Source organism: Bacillus sp. BB081, from assembly GCF_008368895.1.
GTDB lineage: Bacteria > Bacillota > Bacilli > Bacillales > Bacillaceae_G > Bacillus_A > Bacillus_A wiedmannii.
The window spans coordinates 64,532-88,300 of sequence record NZ_QOZX01000037.1; the positions used below are offsets into that span (position 1 = coordinate 64,532).

Sequence of the window (23,769 nt, forward strand, 5' to 3'; positions counted from 1 at the left end):
ATTGAATAAAAAAGGGGAGCGTTTTGTAAGCGAAGTTACGAATCATATTAAATCAAAAGAAGCAAAGAGCTTTGTAGCAACTGAACTAGATTTTCACTTAAAACAGGCGAAGAACACATGGATAGAAAAAGGATTAAGTGAGGAAGTGGCTGAAGATAAGGCTGTGGAGCAAATGGGGAGTCCGATTAAACTTGGCCGGGAGCTTAACAAACTACATAAGCCAAAGGTGGATTGGTTCCTTATTATTTTGTTAGTGGCTGCGATGGGGCTAGGATTTTTACCGGTTATAGCTTTTGGACATGCTGACTTATTAATGAATAAGGTGATATTTGTTATTCTCGGTGTTGTAACAGCTGTTGGAATCATGCTACTTGATTATCGGAAGTTAGAGAGGCTCGGGTGGCTGTTTTATACAATCGGTGTACTTATCTTGTTAATGATAAAATGTTTTCCGACTGGTTACGTGATTGGGGAAGCAATAATAAAAATTGGCCCCATCAAAATTGACTGTTTAATGACGATACCATTCTTCTTTCTAGCTTGGGCTTCTTTTTTCAATAATAGTAGGTTAAAGTTTATGCATCTTCTCATGTTGTACGTATTTTCTTTATATCTATTTCTAACTACATCAATTCTTTTAGCAATTTTCATCTACATTACGATGGTATTCGTTATGCTTTGGTGGAGTAAGCTAGGAAAGAAAACGGCATGGCTCATTACAATGTTACCAATTTTACCCTTTATTATTAGGGATCTATTTTCCTGGTCTGCTGTAAAAGAATACCGGATAGCTAGATTTTTAGGATTTATAAACCCAGCGCATGATCAATGGGATTTACGTTTACAAGAGGCGATGTCTTCAGCAGGCTGGTTTGGTACATATGGAAATATAAAGTCTATCCCTGCTGCCCATACTGATTTTGTATTCGCGAGTTTGACTTACTATTATGGATATGTACTTGCGCTAGTTCTTGTCATTATTCTTTCTCTTTTTGCAGTAAGAATAATGAACATAGCTTATAAAATCAATGATGGTTATGGTAAATTGCTTCTCGTTGGCGGAGTGACTCTGTTTGCAATCCATTTTATTTGTAACGTTGGCATGATCCTTGGGATATTACCACGTGTTTCTATATCATTACCTTTTATTAGTTATGGATTAGTACCAACTTTGTTTCATGCATTTATAATGGGGATCGTGCTGAGTGTATATCGACGTAAAGATCTTTTAGCGAGAAAATCAGCTTAAAAAAACAAACCACCCATTCCCTATATTCTTTAGGGCATAGGTGGTTTTATTTACACACTTAACAAGTTTTTCCGTTTCCAACTTCTCCGCATGAATCAGGAATTTGCTTATCTTTTATTAATTGTAATAGAAGTTCAAAAAATTGTTCACGTTGCTCTAATGTGAGGTTTTTCAGAATATCGTCTGCGACCTTGTCCTGGAAAGTGAGTGCTTTTTCCATATTAGATTGCGCGCGTTCAGTAAGTTGAATTAATGTAGCTCGGCGATCGGTTGGATCTGGTATACGAATGAGGAGCTTATCTTGTTCGAGTGCATCAACAAAATCGGTAACTGTACGTGCTTTGACACCTAGTTTAGCAGCTAATGCATTCATTCGAATCGGGCCGTTTTCAGAAACGGTGGATAGAACGCGTAGCCTTGGCCCTGTTAGATGGTAAGGTGTGTCAAGGGATGATAATTGAGATTGAAACTCTCTTTGAACATAGTTGGTCGATTGCATTAAGATGTGGATGACATCTATTGCAGTTGGATAATTTGATTTCATGAGTGGAATGACCTCCTCAGTATTTTTTAGTTCATTTTTGCACGTTGCATAAATATATTGTATATTATTAGTGAGTATCCTCTCTATATTATAAATAATTAGTGAGTAACCTCATTATATCGCATGCTCATAATATGTAATTGCCGATAATTCGAGAATAATTACTATTATAACTGATGCTGGGGTCTATAGAAAATGATAATAGAGCGAGGTGGATCTATGTAAGTCGTTTCATGATTCAATAGTAATACTTTAAAAACACATATAACGGAGGATTGTACATGACTATTGTAGCACTAGTACTTCAATGTTTATTAATTTTTGCATTTTTCTTTTCAAGTGTTAGTAAAATTGCGGGAGCAAAAATGCAAGTAGAAGCTTTCTCTCATTTAGGTTTACCTCAATGGTTCAGAATTGCGACAGGTTGGATCGCTTTAGCAGGAGTGGTTGGGCTGATTTTTGGTTTTTGGAATGAGGTAATACTCGTTTTAGCGGCATTATGGATTGCTTGTATTATGTTAGGGGCTGTATTGTTCCATATTCGTGTTAAAGATTCAATTGGTAAAATGATGCCGGCAGCAGTGCTTATGATTTTAGCGCTAATTCTTGCAGTCGTTCATTTTTCAGCAGTAACAGAACTTCTGTAAAATAAATTGTAGATTAGTAGGTTCAAATGAATGGAGACTGAATTACGATAAAAAGATATCCTCATTATAATAAAATAGTGAGGATATTCATTATGTTGATACTCATTTAAATTTGTATAGATTATGGGAAAGAGAAAAGGAGGTCTACACGATGGTAGATAAATCATCACAAAACGCGGATAAATTGCTAGGGGTTTTAGTAGTTACGCTAATATTTTCGGTTATGAACGGTACGATGTTTAATGTAGCTCTTCCTGAAATCGGTAAAGAATTCAACCTTGTTCCTTCAGAGGTTAGCTGGATTATGACTAGTTATATGGTCGTTTACGCTGTTGGTTCTATCGTGATGGGAAAACTTGCAGATAAATATAGGCTAAAGGACTTGTTGACGTATGGATTACTTATTTTCGCTCTAGGTTCCTTGCTTGGTCTACTTGCTACTGAGTATTGGGTTATCATTTTGGGGCGTGTTATTCAAGCTGCGGGGGCTTCTGTTCTTCCAGCGACAGCGATGATTATTCCGGTTAGGTACTTTGCGCCAGAGAAAAGGGGCCGTGCGCTTGGAACTTCAGCGATTGGTTTAGCACTTGGTAATGCGTTAGGACCAGTTGCGGCAGGATTAATCACAAGCTTTGGAAGTTGGAGATTTATGTTTGTTCTTTCTTTACTACCGCTTCTAACACTTCCTTTCTTTAGGAAGTATTTAGACAATGCAAAAGGGAAGGCAGGTAGTATTGATGTTCTGGGAGGAGGGCTATTAGCCGTATCAGTCGCGTTCTTCTTGCTTGCCATTACGCAGATGCAAGTGTTGTTATTCCTTGGAGGATTTATTATGTTAGCTTTTTTCATTCTGCGGATTAGAAAAGCTAAAGAGCCATTTATTAAACCGACTCTGTTTAAAAATAAGAATTTTTCGATTGGGCTACTCCTTGCTTTTATGACGACAGCGATGAGTTTTAGCATGACATTCATGACGCCGCAATTTCTATCGGCAGTAAATGGATTGACTCCTTCGAATATTGGCTTTGTTCTAGTTCCAGCAGCAATTGCGTCGGCAATTATGGGAAGAAAGGGAGGACGGTTGGCTGATACTCGAGGCAACTTTGCACTCATTTTTATTGCCTCAGTATTCATATTCCTTGCTTTCTCATTATTATCTACTTTCATTGGAGTCTCGGCTTTTGTCATTGCATTCATTCTAATTTTCGGAAATGTAGGACAAACCTTTATGCAGATTTCGATGTCTAATACGATTTCACAAACACTGTCAAAGGAAGAGACAGGTGTTGGAATGGGATTACTTTCGATGATTAATTTCATATCGGGCGCGATGGCCATGAGTGTAGTAGGGAAATTGCTTGACAAAGGTTCTACTTCACTAAAGCTGAATCCTTTTATTGCAAATGAAGCTGCAAATATGTATAGTAATATTTTCGGCGTGATGTCATTATTGATCCTACTTGTAGTTGTGTTATATCGTTTTCAATTTGGTATGGGTGCTTCTACGTTAAATATGACTAGCAAAGGTAATAAAAACCTATAAAAAATACAAGGAGGTTTATGTATGAATGCTCAAACTGCGTCTGTTTCTTCGCAGTCAAAGGAGTTTGACAATGTGAAAAGACTCCCAATTTTAATATCGATGATCATTGGGGCGTTTTTTACCATTTTGAATGAAACATTATTGAACGTTGCTTTTCCGCAATTAATGATTGAGTTGAATGTAACACCGTCGACTCTTCAGTGGCTTTCAACAGGGTACATGCTTGTTGTTGCTGTACTCATTCCAGCTTCTGCTTTATTAGTACAATGGTTTACAACAAGACAAGTATTCATAGGTGCTATGGTGGTCTTTACTGTTGGTACACTTGTAAGTGCAATTGCGCCTGGATTTTCTATACTATTGGTGGGTCGCTTGTTACAAGCCGCAGGTACGGGATTAATGATGCCCGTCTTAATGAATACGATTCTCCTTCTATATCCTCCGGAAAAGAGGGGAGCGGCAATGGGGAGTATTGGGCTTGTAATCATGTTCGCTCCTGCCATTGGACCGACACTTTCAGGTATCATTTTGGAAACATTGAATTGGAGATGGCTATTTTATATCGTTCTTCCGTTTGCAATCTTTTCCATTGTTTTTGCGTTCATCTATTTAAAAAATGTCTCAGAGCCTACTAAACCAAAGGTAGATGTATTATCTATTCTTTTATCTACAATTGGATTTGGCGGGATTGTTTATGGATTTAGTAGCTCGGGTGAAGGTTGGGATAGTTTCCAGGTGTATGGAATCATCCTAATTGGCCTTGTAGGACTTCTATTCTTCGTATTACGTCAATTGAAATTGAAAGAGCCATTACTAGATCTTAGTGCATTTAAATATCCGATGTTTACGCTAACGACAATTTTATTGACGATCATGATGATGACGATGTTCTCGACAATGACGTTACTACCATTTTTATTTCAAGGTGCTTTAGGCTTAACTGTCTATGCAACTGGTCTTATCATGCTACCGGGTAGTTTATTGAACGGTATGCTTTCTCCAGTTTCAGGGAAGCTCTTTGATAAATTTGGTCCAAGAGCTCTTATTATTCCTGGTACGATATTATTAGCAGGTGTGATGTGGTTCTTTACACAAGTAACGGCAGATACGTCTAAAATAACTTTCATCCTATTACATGTCAGTATGATGGTATCCATTTCAATGATCATGATGCCGGCGCAAACGAACGGTTTGAACCAACTTCCGAGGCGATTTTATCCGCACGGAACAGCCATTTTGAATACTTTGTCGCAAGTAGCTGGTGCGATAGGAGTTGCTTTCTTTATTAGTGTTATGACTTCCGGACAAAAGAAATATTTGGAGGCATCTTCAAATCCAACTGACCCAGCTCAATTGATGGAAGCGATGGTTTCAGGCGTGCATAACGCATTTACGATTGGCTTTGGTTTGGCACTACTTGCAGTCGTTGTAGCATTGTTTATAAAGCGTTCGGAAACCTCAGCTCATTAATAGAAGGGTTTCGCTAATTGATAAACAAGATTTTAATCTATTTCTTGTTCAACATTAATTTTTATGTACTTCCCAGTCTTAATTGTTTTATTTCAAAAACGTAAATAGATAGTAGAAGAGGGTTATGATAAATAACCCTCTTTTCGTGTTTAAATAAGTGCACTCTCTTTAATAGAAATACATAATTCAGAACGAGAGATTGATTCAGTTAGTTGTTGTAAATAGGTGTATTCTTCTGCGCCTTTTTCTGAAGTGTTAGGATCTAATAAAGGTGAAGATAGAAGTACATTCAGTGTAAGTATGTCTGCATCATGAGAAGTGATGTTATAACCTGCAAATACAGGGCGTTTTAAGTCTTTTAAGTAAGTGCTCGTTTGCATGCGTATCACTATTTTATGTACAATAAAAGAAAAGCCTCTTATGAGATGGGGAGAGAAAAACTCATGTCCAGCCAACAATTAGTAAATTTACGTATTGATTTTGCGTTTAAACAACTATTTGGCACAAGTGGAAATGAAGATATTTTAAGTGCTTTTTTAAATGCGATGTTACAGGATTCTTTAGAATCACCCATTGTTTCATTACAATTAGTAGATCCACATTTACACAGGGAACATGAAGAAGATAAGTTATCTATTTTAGATATTTCAGCTACATTAGACACAGGAACAAAAGTCAACGTAGAAATACAACTCAATAGTAATCATGATATGATTAAACGCAGTTTATATTATTGGGGAAGGTTATACACATCTCAGCTTCAAAAAGGAATGTCATACAGCTCTCTTCATAAAACAATTACAATCAATTTGTTAAATTTCGTTATGTTTCCTGAATACGAGGCATTCTATACAACAGGAGTCTTATGGAATCGACAACAACATAAAATATTGAGTAGTGATATCGAAGTTCATATCGTAGAGATTACGAAACTTATGCAACAGTGGCGGAATGAACAAGTAAATCCCTGGGAAGATTTGTTTGTTCGTTGGTTATTATTACTTCCGGCAAACGAGGATGAACAACTAACCCAAACATTGGAGGACATTGCGATGAACCAAGACCCGATTTTACAAAAAGCGATGAATAAATGGGAGCGTATGAGTCAAGATTCTTCTTTTCGACAAGCATATGAAGCAAGAGAGAAAGCTTTGATGGATGAAGCCGCAAAGTTTGCTCATGCTCGTAATGAAGGAAAGAAAGAGGGGATTGAAGAAGGTAAGATTCAATTAATTCGTGGAATGCATAAAAATGGAATGCCAATCGAAGATATTGCAAAGTTTACAAATTTACATTTAGAAGAAATAGAAAGCATTTTACAAGTATAAATGATAGAAAAACACCTCCACTGAATTTGCATACTTAGTATACGGATTCAGGAGGTGTTTTTTCATGTGCCATTCTTTAGGTTCATTTCAAATTATCAAGGTGTAATAACTTCAAAACTTTCCGAATTAGCCCCAAGTACAAAAGGACTAACCTCGCCAACGCTATATAGCTGCAACTCATGCATCGCGCGTGTGCAAGCAGTGTAGAACAATCTACGAACGCTCTCATCACTGTATACATCTTTAGAAGCATCGTAAATAATAACCGCATCAAATTCGATACCTTTTGCTAAGTAAGCAGGGATCACGACAATGCCTTGCTCATACTCGGCTGAGTTACTTTTCACAAGTTTAATATTCTCGATATGACTAAGTGCTTCGTAGGCAGAGGCGCTTTCAGCTGCAGATTTACATATAATTGCGATCGTATTGTGCTGTTGTTTTTGTAGTTCAGCAACTTTGGCAGTAATATGTTCGTGCAGTTCGCTCTCATTCGATACTTTCGTCACTGTAGGTTTCTCACCGTCACGTTCAAAGGCGTGAATGTTCTCTCCTTCCGGTACGAGAGCACGTGTAAATTCAATAATCGGTTTTGTTGAGCGATAGCTACGAGTTAAGTTGATACCGTTCGTTTCATCTGGTCCGTATAAGCTAGTAAGTGTATTGAAATTCACTGCTTCACTCGCATGGGCAAATATCGCTTGGTTAAAGTCCCCGAGTACAGTCATTCTTGCAGCAGGGAAGAGACGTTTTAAAAACTCGAATTGAAACGGTGAATAATCTTGTGCTTCGTCTACGAGTACGTGTTTAATCGATCTATTCGTTTGGAAGCCTTCAATTAATTCTTTTAAAAGTAAAAATGGAGTCGCATCCTCGTAATATAACTTTCCTTCATCGAGCATGTTTACTGTTAATGAGCAAATGTCATCCCACTCTTTCGGTTTTTCCCCAGTAACCCATGATGCATCTGTGAAGAGTTGTTTATATATGCCTGTGAAATTGATGAAGCGCAATGTTTGAACGCCTTTACGAAGCGGCTTCAATTTTTTACGGACAATCATACGTCCAAGTACTTTCGTTTCTTTCTCATAATCATTAAAGGAGTTGTCTTCAAACTCGCCTTTTTTCTGTAAATATTTATAAGCCTTTTGGTATTCATCTTTACTAAGTAATTCAATTTCCTCTTCTACCCAAGGCTTTTTCAGTTCTGTTTTTTCAATTGCATCTATTTGTTTATTTAGCCAATCTGTTAACTTTTCAATTCGATTATGGAAGCGGAGGGAGGAGTCAGTGTTGTAAAACTGCTCTGTAATTTCTTTAGCAGAAGCAATTAACTTTCCTCTAAATTTCATTCCTCTAAATAGCATGCCTGAAGATTCAAGAGATTGTCTATATGCTCGAATCATCTCGAAAAATTGAGTAGATGCTTTAAATCGAATGCTCGCATTTCTCGTTTTATAGGTAGGGCTATTCGTTTCAGTTAACATATATTCTAATTGCTCATAAGGATCTTCAACGTCAAATGCCTTACTGAGTCTATGGTTTAAATATTCTTGGAATGTAACTTGCTGCATATTTTCTTCACCAAGTTCAGGTAGTACGTTAGATACGTAGCTGTTAAACATAGAGTTAGGGGAGAAGAGAATAATTTGATCAGCTTTTAACCATTCGCGATATTTATATAGTAAGTAGGCGATTCGTTGCAGGGCAGCTGACGTTTTACCACTACCAGCAGCTCCTTGCACGATAAGGAGTCGGCCTTCATCGTGACGGATAATTTCATTTTGCTCGCGCTGAATTGTAGCAACGATGCTTTGCATATGTTTGTTCGTACCTTTTCCGAGCGCTTGTTGCAAGATTTCATCGCCAATTGTAAGGCTCGTATCGAACATAGAATCAATCTCGCCATTTTGAATAATGTATTGTAATTTTTTCTCCACATTACCGTGGATTACGCCGCCTGGTGTACTGTATTCAGCTGGTCCTGGTGGATAATCGTAGTACACACTCGAAATAGGTGCGCGCCAGTCATATATAAGAAAGTTTTCTCCGCTTGCATCAGTAAGTGTAGCCACGCCGATATAAATTTTCTCCGCAGCAGATTCTCCTTCTTCTTTGAAATCAATTCGCCCAAAGTAAGGTGCTTTATGCATGCGTCTTAATGCGGCAAGTCGATTAAAGGTGTGCTTATGGGTAATTTGTGTGACAGCTAGTGACTGAGCTTGTTGTCTTAAGTTGATAACTGTTTCAAGATAATCATCAAAAGTATCAGTATTAACTTTCACGTCATCCCAAAAGTGTTTACGAATATGGATTACTTCCGCCCGGCGTCTGCCAGTTTCGTTTTCCAGTTTATCAATTTGCTCCGTAATCGTTTCAATTACGGTATCCAATCGTTTTTGCTCTAAATCAAGTTTTTTGTTCATACGTAAGCACTCCTTTAAAAGTGAAAAATAGAGGTTGACTGAAGATGTGTTTTGGTGTAAAATTAAGATACGGATAAATACGTTCTGTATATTTTTTGGAAACGTGTTTCTGTACTAATTTACCATAGTTTTTTAATTTAATCAATGATAATAAGATAAACCTTGGTTCCGTGTGGCGGAATCGAGGTTTTTTGTTTTTCTTGAAGAGGGGATCGCGATCATTGTCAGTTTTTGTCGATAAGTCGATATATTTCGAAAATCGTTGATATAATTGGAGTTACGGTCGATATATTTCGAAAATCGCCGATATAATTAGAGTTACGGTCGATATAATTGAAAAATCGCCGATATAATTTAGATTCACGAAAACCAACTACATAATTTCATGTACCGAATCTAGACGCAATGTATCGAGAGAAGAGGGCAAACAAAAAAAGCTCGGGCTAATCCCGAGCTTTTCATTATTTCTTTTCGTCTTTCTTAGCGTCAGCTTTTTGCTCTTTGAAAAGATCTTTTAAATCTTTATCGTCAACTTTTACGTCAGCTTTTTTGATTTCTTTCATCATAAGATCGTTCATGAATTCGCCGTCTTGTGCTTTCTTCTGAACGATTTCTTTTTTGATGTCAGCTTTTGATTGTTCGAAAGATTTTTCTGGTTCTTTAATGTCTGTTACTTTAATGATGTGGTAACCGAATTGTGATTTCACAGGCTCGCTTACTTCATCTTTTTTCAGTTTATAAGCAGCATCTTCGAATTCTTTAACCATTTTACCAGCGCCGAAGAATCCTAAGTCGCCACCTTTTTCTTTTGAACCAGTATCTTCAGAGTATTGTTTTGCTAACTCTTCGAAAGATTTACCTTGTCCAAGTTCTTCTTTAACCTTTTTCGCAGTCGCTTCATCTTTTACAAGAATGTGGCTTGCTTTAATTTCAGGCTTGTAGTTATCTTTTAATTCTTTATCAGTGATTGTTTTCTCGATAGCTTTTTCTTGCGCTAATTGAGCACGCACACCAGTTTTTAACGTTTCTTCTTTAATACCTTGTTGTTTTAATAGTGTATCGAATTGATCACCGTATTGTTTTTTCATTTCATCGAACTTTTTGTCTACTTCTTTGTCTTCAACTTTGTAGTTTTTAATAAGTACTTTTTCCATAACCATGTTGTTTAGTACTTGTTTACCAGCTTGTGTCTTCATTTGATTGTAGAACTCGTCTTTTGTAATGTCACCAGCTTTAGATGTAACGATTTTGTCTGATGATGATCCTGTTCCACATGCTGATAATGCGATTACACTTGTTGCGGCTAAGGCAAGCATAGCTTTCTTCATTCAATAAACACTCCTACTATTATGTATTTTTAATTTATCCTACACCAATGAATTTTAGTTCATAAGAGCCCGATTAAGTCTCACTGATACTTTTGCTTTTTACGTTGGTAAAGCGCGCTTAACAGGGCTTACCGAGGCTGAGGATAAAGTTAAGATGCGTGTCATTTATTTCATAGTATAAGCAATATGTACAAAATTTAATATATCATATTTCGACTCAATTTCATATTGATAAAGAAAAATTAACCAGTGCGTGTCAGATTTTGAAGGTGTAGCCTATTGGGCGCATGCCGCATATATAGAAAAGAGGAGGGGATGGGGATGAATTCTCAACTTATTTTATTACTTGTACTGTTTATTTTATTGGTTATAGTAGGTATAATTTGCTTATAGAGGAAAAAAGTGAGGAAGGGGCTTCCTTCCTCACTTTCCATGAAATATAATTTCTATATAACTAGAAATTAATAAAATTGTTATACATACATTAATAACCCGAAAGACACTGGGTTGGCGGCTCGCAGCTATTTGTTTTCGTTCACACAGTGTATGTGTCATGAAATTCGTGTAAAATATAACAAGAAGTGCGAATGCGACAAAAACAACTGTTATAAGTGTCATGAGGCGAGACCTCCTTTTGGTAAAATACATATACTTTATATATTGTATCATACGATATTTTGTTCGTGTTATAAAATTCAGAAATAGAAGACTTTGTGTTAGAAAGAGAGGGAGAAAATGGACGTTGTTAGAAGATTAGAACAAGCTGAATACTACGTAGACCTACTATTTAAAATGATTGATGAAGAAAAGTGTCCATTTTATTCTTTGATCATAAAGAAAAAAGCCCGCAAAAAAGATATTGAACGTATACTACATCTTTGTGAAATACTGAACGAGCAATATGTAGTGGAGAAAGCAGAAGGTCTTCTTTTGTTCGATGCGCTGTTAGATCAATTTGAAAAAGCGCTTCCACATCAGCTCGAAGTACACGAAACTGCGGAAGCGCTAGCAAAACAAGGTTTATTTAAGCCGCTTATGAATGAATTCTTAAGCATGATTGCGAAAAAATAAATAGATTACTTCTTAACTAACTTCTGATCGGATTCCGTAAAATTCTCCTCAATATTCTCTAATGATTTCTCAAAAATATCGATGAAGTCTTGTCCGTAAATGTTGCGCAAGATAGCGATAAGTTCGATATTTTCTGGGAACTTACCATAGAAATTACGAAGTGCAAGAGCCCCATTAAATACAGAGTTATTTTCAGGATCATACTCCTCCATTAAGCGAAGTAGTAATTCTTCCCCTTTGTCTGTAATCTCAATGTACGTATTTCGTTTATCATCTTCTTTTTTTGAGAATACAAGATAGCCGCGTTCTTCCAGCTTTTTCGAGAAGTTAAACGCCGTTGATACGTGCATAACTCCAAACTTAGCAATCTCAGAAATAGAAGCCCCTTTTAAATGATAAGCGATTGATAAAATATGATGCTCATTAATGTTTAAATCGTAAGGCTTAATCCACTGTTGCCAATCTTTCTCTACACATTTCCATAACGCTTTCGATAATTGAGCAATGCGTTGGCTGAAAATCATCGCTTCTTTTACCGAGTAATCTTTTTCTCCACTTTTCATTTACTCACCCACTTTAACATTCTTTTTCATTACTATCTATTATGCCAGTAAAGTAAAAATTAATAAAGTCTTTTTGTGAGAATTGTGAAAATTTTTCGGAAAAATGACATTCTATACAAATCATGCATAACTATGGAAGCGTTTTATGAGTCGTGAATACATGTGTTGTCCTTACATGTTAAGTGATAACATATATTGTAAATGCATAAAAACACGGCATATCTGTGTGATATGCCGTGTTAAGGTCAATTTATATAAAAAATATTTGTTATATGCAAAAAACTAAGCAGGAATTTGTTTACGCTTTTTCCGGAACAGCTTCTTGTAGTTTCTCAATTGATTTTTGAATGTCCAAAATTTCTTGCTCAATATGTCGTTTGTTTTGAGAAATATCTTGCTTCCAGTTAGAAAGCGTGTCTTGCATATCCTCTTTTAATTCTTGAAACACTTCTTTACCTTCTGAAGCAGTTTCAACGATTTGACGTTTTAATAATTTTGTATCAGCTGTAATATCAGCTAAAGTCTTTTTAATATCAGTTCCTTTTTCTTTCAGCTTACCGCGCATAGCTTTACCAGAAGAAGGAGTAGAGAAAAGAACGGCTAATCCAGCAACTGCTCCGCCGCAAATGACACCTGTAATAAAGGATTTAGCTTTTGACATAAAAGGAAACCTCCTTATTTTTTGTTCGTATTCATGATGTGAAAAAATATGCATATCTTTAAGATAAGGGGAAGAAAAGTACACAGTCCCCGGCATCTTGAGTGGAGAAACAAGCCGTGCAATATGTAATGACTTTAGAAAAGTGGCTTGTTATGTATTACTTCTTATTATAGTGTCACTATTCCACACTATTTGCAATTGTACTTGCGATGTTTTGTAAATTTTCCATTGTGTATTCATTTTGATGTGATTTCCAAACAGCACCGAAACCATCGTTTTCACCGTAGCGTGGAATTAAATGAAGGTGGAAGTGGAACACAGTTTGTCCAGCTTTTTCACCGTTATTGTTAAGTAGGTTAAAGCCAACTGGATTAAACTCTGCTTTAATCGCATTTGCGATTTTCGGAACGACAGAAAAAATGTGTGATGCGATTTCTGGCGTTAACGCAAATATGTCTTGTTTGTGAACTTTCGGAATAACAAGAGTATGTCCTTTTGTTACTTGACTAATATCTAAAAATGCAAGCACATGTTCATCTTCGTATACTTTTGAGCAAGGGATTTGCCCGTCAATGATTTTGCAAAAAATACAATTATCTGCTGTATGATTCATCGATCTCATCCTTTCAAATATCCTTAGCCGTATTTTACCATAATTACATAAGAGAACAAACACGAAAAACAGGAAGCTGACTCAGCTTCCTGTTTTCTGAAGAGGGATTGAAAAAGCATTATCGTAATTTACGTTTCGCAGACACCTCATTTATTTAAGAAATGCACGGTAAATCGGCTAAAGTTTCTGCCGTAGACACCCCATTTTCAAGTGAAATGAATTGCAATCTTTATAAAAGGAAATTGTTTATTTTTTAAAACAGTATATGCTCTTTCGGAGACACCCCGTTTCGAAAATGAAACAAATGATCTGGTTATGTGTAAATTTCTTTGTCCAACATGGACACCCCATTTCATGATGACTTCACTATGTTGTTGTACTCATCAATTGGTGGTTGCTTTTTCAATGTGTTCCTTCTTCACTAATTATGATGTCCGCTTTCGTAAAAATATATGCTAACAAATTTAAATTTTTTTTGAGGGCATCGATACTATGTAGTACAGCGCTATTTTTGGTAAGATGAATATAGAATGAATACTAATGAAGAAAGTGGTGTCGTATGAGCGAGTTATTGCGTGTAGAAAATGTTACAGGAGGATATACGAAACGACCTGTACTAAAAGATGTTTCGTTCTCTGTGAATAAAGGCGAACTTGTCGGCTTAATCGGTTTAAATGGAGCCGGGAAGAGTACGACAATTAAACATATTATCGGTTTAATGGAACCGAAAAAAGGAACTGTCACAATTAACGGGAAAACAATTCGTGATGATATGACAGCGTACCGTTCTAGTTTTTCGTTCATCCCAGAAACACCAGTATTATATGACGAGCTAACGCTAGAAGAACATTTGAAATTAACAGCGATGGCGTACGGTGTCGATGAACAACAATATGAAGAACGTGTAGGACAACTATTACAAGAATTTCGCATGAAAAATCGTTTAAAATGGTTTCCATCTCATTTCTCAAAAGGGATGAAACAAAAAGTAATGATTATGAGTGCCTTTTTAGTAGAACCATCTCTTTACATTGTGGACGAACCTTTCGTTGGGCTTGATCCGTTAGCGATTCAATCACTCCTTCAAATGATGGATCAAATGAAAAAGAGCGGTGCAGGTATTTTAATGAGTACACATATTTTAGCGACGGCAGAGCGTTATTGTGATTCGTTTATTATTTTGCATCAAGGCGAAGTAAGAGCGAAGGGAACATTATCTGAACTGCAATCACAGTTTAATATGCCAGGTGCAACGTTAGATGATATTTATATTGCATTAACGAAGGAAGAAGATTATGAATAGCACAGCATTATGGAAAGAACGATTTCGTCACTTTCTAAAAGAAGTTCGTACATATAGTAAATACGTATTTAATGATCATTTGAAATTTATTTTCGTATTTATCATCGGCGCAGGAGCGTATTATTATCAGCAATGGTTACAAACGTTAACACCTTCATTTCCGACAGCGCTCGTTATGGCAGTGTTGCTCGGACTCGTATTAACGGCCGGATCTATTCAAACGTTATTAAAAGAAGCAGATCTCGTTTACTTGCTGCCAGTTGAAGAAAAGTTAAAACCGTACTTTACAAAGGCATTTCTCTTTACGTTTATGATTCAGTTATACATAATCGCAATCGTAGCGGCAGCGCTTGCCCCGTTATACTTCCAGCAAATGAAGCAAACAGGAGCGGCTTACATATGGATTGTACTCGCGTTTGTCATTGTAAAAGCGTGGAACTTATTCGTGGCGTGGGAAAAATCATTTTTAACAGATCAAAATATACAAAGAGCTGATTGGTTCATTCGTTTTATTTTAAACGGTTTATTTGTGTACTTCCTTGTAGAGCGTACTTCCGTTATTTTTGTTGGCGGAATCGTCCTTCTCATGGTGTTATACCTTGTAGTACTGCATCAAATGGTGAAGGGAAAGCCGCTAAACTGGGAGTACTTAATTTCTGAAGAAGGTAAGAAGATGATGCTGCTGTACCGCATCGCGAACATGTTCGTTGATGTACCAGCATTAAAAGAAAGAGTAGCACGTAGAAAATGGCTTGATTTCATTCTTTCGATGATTGGTGAGAAGCGTACATATTTATACTTATATACGAGAACGTTTTTACGATCTGGTAACTATTTCGGTTTATATGTGCGTTTGCTCGCTCTTGGAGGAGTTATTCTTTACTTCATTCCGTTTTTATATGGACGATTTATCGTAAGCCTTATTTTCCTATACTTAATCGGTTATCAGCTATTAACTTTATGGAAACATCACCGCATGAAGATTTGGCTTGATTTGTATCCGGTAGGGGGAGAAGAGAAGAAGAAAGATTTTCTTGTCTTATTAAATGCGATCCTTATTACCGGCAGCGTTGTATTTACAGTTATATTCGCCCTTGCGACGAAAGATTTCATGATGACGGGAATTTTACTAGTCGTAAGCATAGTATTTAGTATCGGTTTCGTTTATCAATACGGGGCGAAACGTATTGAGCGTTTAAATTGAAGGGAATGAACCTATGATTACATACGAAGAGAAGGTTATAAAAGAATTGGAGCAGTGGAAAGCTACATTCATGAAAGATTCTTCTATGATGACACGGTTCTCTAAGAAAGTGCAGACGAAAGTGCAACAGCTTATTCCGGCGAAAGTGCAAAAAGTATTAACGGAAACGATTCGGATGATGGTGCAAACGATTAGTGCTGGATCAAACTTTATAAAGCCGAAATTAAAAGAGACGAACTGGTCATTGCAAAGAAGAGACGACGAAGTACGTAAAAAAATGGATGAGTACAAAAAAATAGCAGCGGCAGAAGGAGCAGGGACGGGAGCTGGCGGTATTCTCCTTGGCCTTGCTGATTTTCCGCTTTTACTCGGCATTAAAATTAAATTTTTATTCGATGCCGCAACGTTGTACGGATTTGATACGAGCGATAAAGAAGAGCGCCTTTTTATCCTTCACGTTTTCCAACTTGCTTTTTCAAGTGACGATCACCGAAAAGAAATATGGAAAGCAATCGAAACGTGGGATACAGAAGAAGAAAATCATATGGACTGGGAAAAGTTCCAAACAGAGTACCGAGACTATATCGATTTAGCAAAAATGCTTCAGCTCGTACCAATAATCGGTGCCCCGGTCGGCGCATATGCGAACTATCAATTACTGCAAAGGCTCGGAGAAGTGACGATGAATTGTTATCGTATGCGATTGCTGCAAAAACCAGAAGCTTAATAGCTTCTGGTTTTTTGGTCTTAATAAAGGGTGTATGTGTTTAAAATATGTATATCGTTTGGTTTTAATTACGATAGAAAAAAACAATAATTTTCTATATAAGTAATAATTTGCTCGGTTAAGATTGTATTGATATAATTTAATTTAAGAATAATAAGTGTAAATTAAGGGGGATATTGATGAATAAAGAAGTATTTATTGAGCATTTTACAAAAGAAGTGATGGAAGATAATGCTGCAATTTTTGCCGGGGCAGGATTATCCATACCTGCGGGTTTTGTTGATTGGTCAAGTTTATTAGAACCGATGGCTAAAGAAATCGGCCTGGATATCAGTAAAGAAACAGACTTAGTGGGGCTCTCTCAATATTATTGTAATGAAAACCAAGGGAACAGAAATAGTATTAATCAGATTATCTTAAATGGATTCTCTAAAAAAGTAGAAGTAACAGAAAATCATAAAATACTATCTAGATTACCAATTAAAACTTATTGGACCACTAATTATGATAGATTAATTGAAAATGCATTGGAGAGAGAGAATAAAGTTGCTGATGTTAAGTATACAGTGAATCATCTATCTACTACAAAGGTGAAAAGGGATGCGGTTGTATATAAAATGCATGGGGATGTCGAACATCCTTCAGATGCAATATTAATAAAAGATGATTATGAATCTTATTTTAGAAAAATGGAACCATATATCACCGCATTAAGTGGGGATTTAGTTTCAAAAACATTTTTATTTATTGGCTTTAGTTTTACAGATCCTAATTTAGATTACATATTAAGTCGCGTTAGGGGGACGTATAAACAAGATCAAAGGAGGCATTATTGTTTAATAAAAAAAGTAGAAAGAAAACAAGATGAATTGGATGCAGATTTCGAATATAGAGCAAGAAAACAAGTATTATTTATTAATGATTTATCACGTTTTAATATAAAGGCAGTACTCTTAGATAGCTATGATGAAATTACTGAAATATTGTATTGTATTGAAAAGAATATAAAACGAAAAAATGTATTTTTATCAGGTAGTGCTGTAGAATATAACAATTTGGATAAAAATCAAGGAGAATATTTTATTCATAAATTAAGTAAGGAATTAATTAAAAATGACTTCAATATAGTTTCTGGTTTTGGTTGGGGTGTAGGTAGCTGTGTTATAAGTGGAGCCCTTGAAGAACTATATATGAATCAAGGAACGATAGATGATGAGCGACTTATCTTAAGACCGTTTCCACAAGGTGAAAAAGGGAAGGTACAATGGGAGAAATATAGAAAAGATATGATTGCAAGAACAGGTATAAGCATTTTTATTTATGGTAACAAAGAGGAAGCTGGTAAATTAGTTAGAGCAGGTGGAGTTCAATCTGAATTTAATATTTCCCGACAACAAAATAATCACCTTGTTCCTGTTGGAGCTACTGGGTATGTTGCAAAAGAGTTATGGGATGAAGTAAATAAGAATTTTGATAGATATTACCCAAATGCGGATAATAAACTTAAAGAGATGTTTAAGGAATTAAATGATGAAAAATTAACTATAGACGAGTTGATAGTGAAGATACTTGACTTTGTAAAAATAATATCTAATTGATTGTATATTAGGCTAAAGGGGGATTAAAGTAATGGCAAAGAGAGTTTTTTTTAGTTTTCATTATCAAGATGTAATTGATTTTAGGGTTAATGTGGTAAGAAACCATTGGGTAACGAAACTTAACCAAAGCGATGCGGGATTTTTCGATGCGTCACTTTGGGAGGATGCTAAGAAAACAAGTGATCTGGCTATTAAGAGATTAATAAATGGTGGACTTGATAATACATCTGTTACTTGTGTCTTAATTGGATCCCAAACTTTTAATAGAAGATGGGTAAGGTATGAAATTATTAGAAGTATAGAAAAAGGAAATAAAATTTTAGGTATCCATATAAATGGGTTTAAAGATAAAAATGGCACTGTAAAAAGCAAAGCTCCTAATCCTTTTTATTATTTGGGATATAAATACAGTGATGAAGGAAATAAAATACAGTTCTATGAGACTATAAATGGTAAATGGGTAGAGTATAAAGATTTAGCTCCTTACAAGATAAGTAAGATAGCACCTGAATCTCAAAGAGGACAAATTTTTAGATTATCTTCTATTTATCCAGTTTATGATTGGATAGAGAATGATGGATATAAAAATTTTGCAAATTGGGTAGGTTAATATTAAGATAAATGGTTTCTCTAATATTAATATTGCTTTAATTATAAAGAAGATAAAAAGGGTGTGTAGTTATTGTTTGCTGGTTTTAATTTAATAACTGAAAATCAATTTCAAGACTATCAACAAATTGGTGATAAAGTATTTAATGATGCTAAACAAAATTTTATAAGAGAATTAGAGAATCATATTGATGAAGAGGGGAATATAGATGGGGAAAGTTTGCAATCAATGTGGTTTCCTCAAATTAAGTCAGATATTTTTATCTCACATTCTCATAAAGATGCCAATATAGCAAAGGGATTAGCCGGTTGGTTACATGAAAAATTTGGTTTAAGTGTATTTATAGATTCTTGTGTATGGGGATATTCTCTAGAACTCCTTAAGCAAATCGATGAAAAGTACTGTTTGAGTGAGGATAAAAAAATGTATGACTATAATAAAAGGAATTATTCAACTAGTCATGTACATATGATGCTATCAACAGCTCTTACAATGATGATGGATGAAGCTGAATGTGTAATTTTTCTTAATACTCCTAATGCTCTTAGTACTAAAGATATAGTCCATAAAACAGAGTCTCCTTGGATTTTTTATGAAACAGTTATGACAAGATTACTAAGACATAAAAATTTATCCGAATATAGACAGAGTATCATTAAAAAATCAACTGTATTTAATGAACAACAATCATTGAATGTTAAGTATAATGTGTGTTTAGATCATTTAAGAGAATTACATCAAAGTGAATTAGCTGGATGGATTGGAGCATTTGGAAATGCTAGGGGAGAGCATCCATTGGATATCTTATATAAGTATAAAGGGTTAATTAAGTAAAGTTCTAGAGAAATAGGAGTTGTCTCATAAGTTGAAGTACTAACTATGTGACACTCCTTTTTAGTATGAATTGTATATTTAGTGAGTTGATAACGTTTTAGTGGTAAATAGGTAATATCTATCTTATAATTTACTTACCGACCGGTAAGTAAAAACAAGTGAGGTACAGTATGACAAAGAATTTACAAACATCGCAAAACATTGTAGAGGCATCATTTAAACTCATGGCAGAGCACGGCATTGAGAAAATGAGCCTTTCCATGATCGCGAAAGAGGTAGGTATTTCAAAACCGGCTATTTATTATCATTTTTCTTCTAAAGAAGCGTTAGTTGATTTTTTATTTGAAGAAATTTTTTCTGGGTATCATTTCGTGAGTTATTTCAATAAAGAACAATATACGAAAGAAAACTTTACAGAAAAATTAATTGCCGATGGTTTACATATGCTCTCTGAGTATGAAGGACAAGAAGGAATACTGCGCGTTATAAATGAATTTATCGTAACTGCGGCGCGGAATGAAAAGTATCAGAAACGCTTATTTGAAATACAAGAAGAGTTTTTAAATGGTTTCCACGATTTATTGAAGAAAGGTGTAGAACTTGACGTTGTGTCACAACATGCAACGGAAGAAAATGCTCATACGTTAGCGCTCGTAATCGATAATATGAGTAATTACATGCTGATGGGATTCCAGTTAAAGTATAAAGAAATTTGGATTCAAAATGTGAAAAACGTAATGAAGGAGGAATAAAAATGAAAATGCAAAAAAACTGGTGGCTCGGTTTTCTTGGATTTATTGGGATTTATAAAATACCAGGTATGATTGAAGCTTTTCAAGCGGATGGAAGTTGGATGAAGTTAATTGGCTTCATTTGGCTACTTTGGTTCGGATATTTTATTCCTGAGAAGAAAGAAGATTAAATTTCAATTTTATGTAAAGTTATGTAAAATATAGATTGAGAGTATTCGTATATTAGATTACTAGATTTGGAGTGGTTACATGGATCCATTGAAAAATGAAATTCACCCTGACATGGTCAAGGTGTGGAAAGTTCGGGCTGTAATAGAAGAAGGGATTGGTATTCTTGTCATTTTAGCTTACCTTTTCCTCATGATAAAGTTTGATTGGTGGGCGTGGATTTTGTATGTGATGATTGGGCTAACAGTTGTGTTCGCACCATTTTCGTACTTCTTATTCCCGAAACTACGTCAACGTTATTACAGCTACCAACTAAATGAAGAAGAACTTGAAATTCAGCACGGTCTTTTCGTCGTAAAGCGCGTATTAGTACCGATGATTCGTGTACAGCACGTGACGATTGAACAAGGACCGATTATGAGAAAATATGGATTAGCACAATTACACATTTCAACAGCTGCAACTTCACACAGCATCCCAGGCTTAACGATGTATGAAGCAGAAATGTTGAAAACGAAAATCGCAGAATTAGCGAAAGTGAGTGATGAGGATGTATAAGAGGCAGCATCCAATCACGATGTTATTAGAATTAAAAATAACAGACTTTATACCACTCATTATTTTCATGTTTAGCTTAAACGGAAAATTCCCTTTTTGGTATTTAATTCCCGCTGCATTCGGTTTACTCACCGTCTTTTCAGCGTTTGAAAAATGGTATTACACAACATATTGGGTTGAAAATAACGTATTACATGTGAAACAAGGGCTCTTTGTGAAGAAGGAGAGCTATTTAAATAAAGAACGTGTTCAAACGATTAATACAAGTTCTAACGTGTTATATCAAATGCTTGGCTTAAAGAAAATTCAAATCGAAACAGCTGGCGGGGGCGATGATGCAGAAGTAAGCTTAGCTGGAATTACAGTAGAAGAAGCAACAGAGCTTATTGCAATGCTAAATGAGCCAAATCTAGAAGTGAAAGCAGAAGAAACATCAGAAGTAGTAGAAAAAGAAATCGTTACAGAGGAAAAACAATCGACAGAGTATAAATTGACTTGGAAAGAGATTTTACTAGCCTCTGTTACATCTGGTCAGTTTGGATTGTTATTCTCATTAATCTTTTTCGTGTATCACCAAGTAGATGAGTACATTCCGAAATGGATAGAGAATGGCGTAAAGTCGTATGTAATGGAACATGATGTATATGGCTGGATTTTCATGGTAGCCATTTTGATCGTCCTTTCATGGATTATATCGACAATTGGTTACGCGTTAAAACATGGTAACTTCACAGTAAATCGAAGAAATGATGAGGTCCGCATTTCGCAAGGATTACTTGAGAAAAAAGAACTCGTACTAAAGTTACATCGTATTCAAGGTATTACGATAAAAGAAAGTATTTTGCGTCAGCCATTCGGTTATTGTGCTGTGCAAGTAGAAGTCATTCAAAGTAAGGGAATGGGTGACGAAAAAGAAAAAGTTACACTGCATCCTATCATTCGAAAAGATCGCGTACAACAGTTACTTGCACATTTACAATTACCATACGAACTGAATACAAACATTATTTCATTACCAAAAGTAGCATTACGTCGTTACTTAATTGATAGTTTTATATTCTTCGCAATGCTAGCAATCCCACTTATTGGAATAAGTATATACTTTGAAAAGCACTTCATCATGTGGGCATTGATTCCGCTCGCAATCCTCATCTTTACACTTGGATACGCAACATTTAAAACAAATGGTTACAGTGTAAACGGAGAGCAAATTACGCTTGTATATCGCAGCGTCGGAAAATATACAGGACTTGTTAGAAGAAGACATGTCCAATCAATGGAAAAAACACAATCATATTTCCAGCGCCGAGCGGATTTATGTACGTATAAGTTCTCTAACGCATCATCCAATTATAAACTAGAGCATACGAGAGTAGCAGATGCGGAGAGAATGCAGGATTGGTATAAGAAGAGAATGAGTGAGAATTAACTTGAAAAAGCTTGCCTATTATGAAAGGCAGGCTTTTTTATTATAGGAAAATGAGTGACTTCATTCATATATTAGTAAAGCTACAGCGCACATATATCAATACATACCAAAAAAGGTAGCACGTTTCTATTTCAGGGAAATCTGTGGAATTTTTGATATAAATGGTATACTAATATAGAAAAAGTATTAGGAGGCTATATATGATAAGTCAGTTAAAAAGAGAATCACTTGATGCATTAAAAGGAAAATGGGGATTAGCGGTAGGGGCAACCTTATTAGTCGGAATCCTTATTGGAGCTGTTGAAATTCTAACTACAGGTATTTTCTCGATATTTTGGGGGTGGGAAGAAGCAAATGAGTCACTTACAGTAACTATTATTGCAATGTTTATTATCGGCCCGTTAACAGTAGGTGCTTCTTATTTTGTTTTAAATGTAATTCGCGGGACTAATGCTCGTATTGGTCATATATTTAGATGGTTTAACGATGGAAGTAAGTTTATGAAATCGTTTTTAACATATTTACTAATGAATGTGTACTTGGTTCTATGGACATTACTTCTTATTATTCCAGGTATTATTAAATCATTTTCTTATTCTATGACATATTTTATTTTGAATGATCATCCAGAATATACAGCGAATCAAGCGATTACTGAAAGCCGTCGTATGATGAATAGACATAAAATGGATTACTTTTTACTATGCTTAAGTTTCTTAGGTTGGTTCATTTTAAGTATTCTTACTTTAGGAATCGGTTTCTTATGGTTAGTACCTTATTTCTACACGACATCAGCTGCATTTTATGAAGAGATTTCAAAAGGATATTATAAAAAAGAAGACACTACTTTCTAATAACCACCTATCCCCTAAAGAATATAGGGCACAGATAGAAGAAGAACCACCAGATACATATGAAATTTGTAATATATGTTATTGGGAAGATGATGAGGTTCAGTTTAATGATCCTGACTTTGAAGGCGGGCAAATGAAGTTTCGTTAAGGCAAGCACAGAGAAATTTCATTGCATTTGGTGCTTGTGAGGAATGCTTTGTGAAATCAGTTAGAAAACCGACTAGTGAAGATGTGAAGGATGCTAGTTGGAAGCAAATTTAGTAAGTAAAATGTTATTACTCAATTTATC

25 protein-coding genes and 2 pseudogenes are annotated in these 23,769 nt (G+C 35.6%); 19 read left to right on the forward strand and 8 right to left on the reverse strand.

Features of this window, described 5'->3' with window-relative positions; all coding sequences use genetic code 11:
* Position 1 precedes the first annotated feature (1 nt).
* Positions 2-1,249 (forward strand): FtsW/RodA/SpoVE family cell cycle protein, encoded by a 1,248-nt coding sequence (locus tag DN394_RS17165; protein ID WP_097918410.1) that lies wholly within the window; start codon positions 2-4, stop codon positions 1,247-1,249.
* 58 nt (positions 1,250-1,307) lie between these two features.
* Here the strand turns inward: DN394_RS17165 and DN394_RS17170 are convergent, their stop codons facing one another.
* Positions 1,308-1,793 carry a MarR family winged helix-turn-helix transcriptional regulator gene (locus DN394_RS17170; RefSeq protein WP_097918409.1) on the reverse strand — a complete coding sequence of 162 codons (486 nt, stop codon included), beginning with the start codon at positions 1,791-1,793 and terminating at the stop codon, positions 1,308-1,310.
* 281 nt (positions 1,794-2,074) lie between these two features.
* Between DN394_RS17170 and DN394_RS17175 the strand changes: the two genes are divergently transcribed.
* The 3 genes from DN394_RS17175 (at position 2,075) to DN394_RS17185 (ending at position 5,453) form a co-directional block, all read left to right on the forward strand.
* On the forward strand, positions 2,075-2,440 hold the full coding sequence (locus DN394_RS17175; RefSeq protein ID WP_097918408.1) for a DoxX family protein: 366 nt from the start codon (positions 2,075-2,077) through the stop codon (positions 2,438-2,440).
* Between the two features lie 151 nt (positions 2,441-2,591).
* A complete protein-coding gene (locus DN394_RS17180) occupies positions 2,592-3,983 on the forward strand; it encodes an MFS transporter (protein WP_098208662.1) in 1,392 nt (463 codons plus the stop codon).
* A gap of 21 nt (positions 3,984-4,004) precedes the next feature.
* Positions 4,005-5,453: an MDR family MFS transporter gene (locus DN394_RS17185; protein ID WP_149294026.1), complete on the forward strand. Its 1,449-nt coding sequence runs from the start codon at positions 4,005-4,007 to the stop codon at positions 5,451-5,453.
* Positions 5,454-5,602: 149 nt separating this feature from the next.
* Here the strand turns inward: DN394_RS17185 and DN394_RS17190 are convergent.
* Positions 5,603-5,815 (reverse strand): annotated as a pseudogene (locus DN394_RS17190) (hypothetical protein); the annotation flags it as partial.
* An 81-nt stretch (positions 5,816-5,896) separates the two neighbouring features.
* Here DN394_RS17190 and DN394_RS17195 point away from each other — a divergent pair.
* Positions 5,897-6,781 (forward strand): Rpn family recombination-promoting nuclease/putative transposase, encoded by an 885-nt coding sequence (locus DN394_RS17195; RefSeq protein WP_179953650.1) that lies wholly within the window; start codon positions 5,897-5,899, stop codon positions 6,779-6,781.
* A gap of 95 nt (positions 6,782-6,876) precedes the next feature.
* On the opposite strand, the gene helD is transcribed toward DN394_RS17195, so the two are convergent.
* A complete protein-coding gene (helD, locus tag DN394_RS17200) occupies positions 6,877-9,207 on the reverse strand; it encodes an RNA polymerase recycling motor HelD (protein ID WP_149294028.1) in 2,331 nt (776 codons plus the stop codon).
* Positions 9,208-9,668: 461 nt separating this feature from the next.
* Positions 9,669-10,535, reverse strand: coding sequence for a peptidylprolyl isomerase PrsA (gene prsA, locus DN394_RS17205; protein WP_046953980.1), 867 nt, complete (start codon positions 10,533-10,535; stop codon positions 9,669-9,671).
* A 279-nt stretch (positions 10,536-10,814) separates the two neighbouring features.
* Here prsA and DN394_RS29830 point away from each other — a divergent pair, with 279 nt between their 5' ends.
* Positions 10,815-10,928 (forward strand): hypothetical protein, encoded by a 114-nt coding sequence (locus DN394_RS29830; protein ID WP_002007073.1) that lies wholly within the window; start codon positions 10,815-10,817, stop codon positions 10,926-10,928.
* A gap of 30 nt (positions 10,929-10,958) precedes the next feature.
* Here DN394_RS29830 and DN394_RS17215 read toward each other — a convergent pair whose 3' ends face one another.
* Positions 10,959-11,153 (reverse strand): hypothetical protein, encoded by a 195-nt coding sequence (locus tag DN394_RS17215; RefSeq protein WP_000172691.1) that lies wholly within the window; start codon positions 11,151-11,153, stop codon positions 10,959-10,961.
* A gap of 117 nt (positions 11,154-11,270) precedes the next feature.
* Between DN394_RS17215 and DN394_RS17220 the strand changes: the two genes are divergently transcribed.
* The gene (locus DN394_RS17220; protein ID WP_000383646.1) at positions 11,271-11,606 is read left to right on the forward strand and encodes a DUF1878 family protein; all 336 of its coding nucleotides are present in this window, start codon (positions 11,271-11,273) and stop codon (positions 11,604-11,606) included.
* Between the two features lie 5 nt (positions 11,607-11,611).
* On the opposite strand, the gene DN394_RS17225 is transcribed toward DN394_RS17220, so the two are convergent.
* The 3 genes from DN394_RS17225 to DN394_RS17235 all read right to left on the reverse strand — a co-directional run bounded on the left by DN394_RS17225 (position 11,612) and on the right by DN394_RS17235 (position 13,443).
* Positions 11,612-12,169, reverse strand: a complete 558-nt coding sequence (locus DN394_RS17225) for an HTH-type transcriptional regulator Hpr (RefSeq protein WP_000834920.1) — start codon at positions 12,167-12,169, stop codon at positions 11,612-11,614.
* A 298-nt stretch (positions 12,170-12,467) separates the two neighbouring features.
* A complete protein-coding gene (locus DN394_RS17230; protein WP_000030297.1) occupies positions 12,468-12,830 on the reverse strand; it encodes a YtxH domain-containing protein in 363 nt (120 codons plus the stop codon).
* Positions 12,831-13,008: 178 nt separating this feature from the next.
* Entirely contained in the window at positions 13,009-13,443 is a 435-nt protein-coding gene (locus DN394_RS17235; protein WP_001016839.1) for an HIT family protein, read from the reverse strand.
* A gap of 559 nt (positions 13,444-14,002) precedes the next feature.
* On the opposite strand from DN394_RS17235, the gene ecsA reads away from it, so the two are divergent.
* The 12 genes and pseudogenes from ecsA to DN394_RS17290 all read left to right on the forward strand — a co-directional run bounded on the left by ecsA (position 14,003) and on the right by DN394_RS17290 (position 23,741).
* Positions 14,003-14,746, forward strand: coding sequence for an ABC transporter ATP-binding protein EcsA (gene ecsA / locus DN394_RS17240; protein WP_001292607.1), 744 nt, complete (start codon positions 14,003-14,005; stop codon positions 14,744-14,746).
* The gene (gene ecsB, locus DN394_RS17245) at positions 14,739-15,950 is read left to right on the forward strand and encodes an ABC transporter permease EcsB (protein ID WP_001089115.1); all 1,212 of its coding nucleotides are present in this window, start codon (positions 14,739-14,741) and stop codon (positions 15,948-15,950) included. Before ecsA ends, ecsB begins: the two co-directional genes overlap by 8 nt.
* 13 nt (positions 15,951-15,963) lie before the next feature.
* Positions 15,964-16,677, forward strand: a complete 714-nt coding sequence (gene ecsC, locus DN394_RS17250) for an ecs operon protein EcsC (RefSeq protein WP_149294029.1) — start codon at positions 15,964-15,966, stop codon at positions 16,675-16,677.
* Positions 16,678-16,856: 179 nt separating this feature from the next.
* On the forward strand, positions 16,857-18,275 hold the full coding sequence (gene thsA, locus DN394_RS17255) for a Thoeris anti-phage system NAD(+) hydrolase ThsA (RefSeq protein ID WP_149294030.1): 1,419 nt from the start codon (positions 16,857-16,859) through the stop codon (positions 18,273-18,275).
* Between the two features lie 31 nt (positions 18,276-18,306).
* Complete coding sequence (gene thsB / locus DN394_RS17260; protein WP_149294031.1) at positions 18,307-18,885, forward strand: Thoeris anti-phage system ThsA activator ThsB; 579 nt, start codon at positions 18,307-18,309, stop codon at positions 18,883-18,885.
* A gap of 72 nt (positions 18,886-18,957) precedes the next feature.
* Entirely contained in the window at positions 18,958-19,719 is a 762-nt protein-coding gene (locus DN394_RS17265) for a TIR domain-containing protein (protein WP_149294032.1), read from the forward strand.
* 170 nt (positions 19,720-19,889) lie between these two features.
* On the forward strand, positions 19,890-20,471 hold the full coding sequence (locus DN394_RS17270; RefSeq protein WP_097918401.1) for a TetR/AcrR family transcriptional regulator: 582 nt from the start codon (positions 19,890-19,892) through the stop codon (positions 20,469-20,471).
* Positions 20,472-20,473: 2 nt separating this feature from the next.
* A complete protein-coding gene (locus tag DN394_RS29015; RefSeq protein WP_000783808.1) occupies positions 20,474-20,641 on the forward strand; it encodes a hypothetical protein in 168 nt (55 codons plus the stop codon).
* A 79-nt stretch (positions 20,642-20,720) separates the two neighbouring features.
* Positions 20,721-21,197, forward strand: a complete 477-nt coding sequence (locus tag DN394_RS17275; protein WP_097918400.1) for a PH domain-containing protein — start codon at positions 20,721-20,723, stop codon at positions 21,195-21,197.
* On the forward strand, positions 21,190-22,626 hold the full coding sequence (locus tag DN394_RS17280; protein ID WP_098086380.1) for a PH domain-containing protein: 1,437 nt from the start codon (positions 21,190-21,192) through the stop codon (positions 22,624-22,626). Before DN394_RS17275 ends, DN394_RS17280 begins: the two co-directional genes overlap by 8 nt.
* Positions 22,627-22,826: 200 nt before the next feature.
* Complete coding sequence (locus DN394_RS17285; RefSeq protein ID WP_149294033.1) at positions 22,827-23,480, forward strand: DUF975 family protein; 654 nt, start codon at positions 22,827-22,829, stop codon at positions 23,478-23,480.
* Between the two features lie 34 nt (positions 23,481-23,514).
* Positions 23,515-23,741, forward strand: a pseudogene (locus DN394_RS17290) (CPCC family cysteine-rich protein).
* Positions 23,742-23,769 lie beyond the last annotated feature (28 nt).

Coding starts and splice junctions, on each gene's coding strand:
- DN394_RS17170 (WP_097918409.1), bottom strand. CDS start 1,793: ATGAAATCAAATTATCCAACTGCAATAGATGTCATCCACATCTTAATG.
- DN394_RS17175 (WP_097918408.1), top strand. CDS start 2,075: ATGACTATTGTAGCACTAGTACTTCAATGTTTATTAATTTTTGCATTT.
- DN394_RS17180 (WP_098208662.1), top strand. CDS start 2,592: ATGGTAGATAAATCATCACAAAACGCGGATAAATTGCTAGGGGTTTTA.
- DN394_RS17185 (WP_149294026.1), top strand. CDS start 4,005: ATGAATGCTCAAACTGCGTCTGTTTCTTCGCAGTCAAAGGAGTTTGAC.
- DN394_RS17195 (WP_179953650.1), top strand. CDS start 5,897: ATGTCCAGCCAACAATTAGTAAATTTACGTATTGATTTTGCGTTTAAA.
- helD (WP_149294028.1), bottom strand. CDS start 9,207: ATGAACAAAAAACTTGATTTAGAGCAAAAACGATTGGATACCGTAATT.
- prsA (WP_046953980.1), bottom strand. CDS start 10,535: ATGAAGAAAGCTATGCTTGCCTTAGCCGCAACAAGTGTAATCGCATTA.
- DN394_RS17215 (WP_000172691.1), bottom strand. CDS start 11,153: ATGACACTTATAACAGTTGTTTTTGTCGCATTCGCACTTCTTGTTATA.
- DN394_RS17220 (WP_000383646.1), top strand. CDS start 11,271: ATGGACGTTGTTAGAAGATTAGAACAAGCTGAATACTACGTAGACCTA.
- DN394_RS17225 (WP_000834920.1), bottom strand. CDS start 12,169: ATGAAAAGTGGAGAAAAAGATTACTCGGTAAAAGAAGCGATGATTTTC.
- DN394_RS17230 (WP_000030297.1), bottom strand. CDS start 12,830: ATGTCAAAAGCTAAATCCTTTATTACAGGTGTCATTTGCGGCGGAGCA.
- DN394_RS17235 (WP_001016839.1), bottom strand. CDS start 13,443: ATGAATCATACAGCAGATAATTGTATTTTTTGCAAAATCATTGACGGG.
- ecsA (WP_001292607.1), top strand. CDS start 14,003: ATGAGCGAGTTATTGCGTGTAGAAAATGTTACAGGAGGATATACGAAA.
- ecsB (WP_001089115.1), top strand. CDS start 14,739: ATGAATAGCACAGCATTATGGAAAGAACGATTTCGTCACTTTCTAAAA.
- ecsC (WP_149294029.1), top strand. CDS start 15,964: ATGATTACATACGAAGAGAAGGTTATAAAAGAATTGGAGCAGTGGAAA.
- thsA (WP_149294030.1), top strand. CDS start 16,857: ATGAATAAAGAAGTATTTATTGAGCATTTTACAAAAGAAGTGATGGAA.
- thsB (WP_149294031.1), top strand. CDS start 18,307: ATGGCAAAGAGAGTTTTTTTTAGTTTTCATTATCAAGATGTAATTGAT.
- DN394_RS17270 (WP_097918401.1), top strand. CDS start 19,890: ATGACAAAGAATTTACAAACATCGCAAAACATTGTAGAGGCATCATTT.
- DN394_RS29015 (WP_000783808.1), top strand. CDS start 20,474: ATGAAAATGCAAAAAAACTGGTGGCTCGGTTTTCTTGGATTTATTGGG.
- DN394_RS17275 (WP_097918400.1), top strand. CDS start 20,721: ATGGATCCATTGAAAAATGAAATTCACCCTGACATGGTCAAGGTGTGG.
- DN394_RS17280 (WP_098086380.1), top strand. CDS start 21,190: ATGTATAAGAGGCAGCATCCAATCACGATGTTATTAGAATTAAAAATA.
- DN394_RS17285 (WP_149294033.1), top strand. CDS start 22,827: ATGATAAGTCAGTTAAAAAGAGAATCACTTGATGCATTAAAAGGAAAA.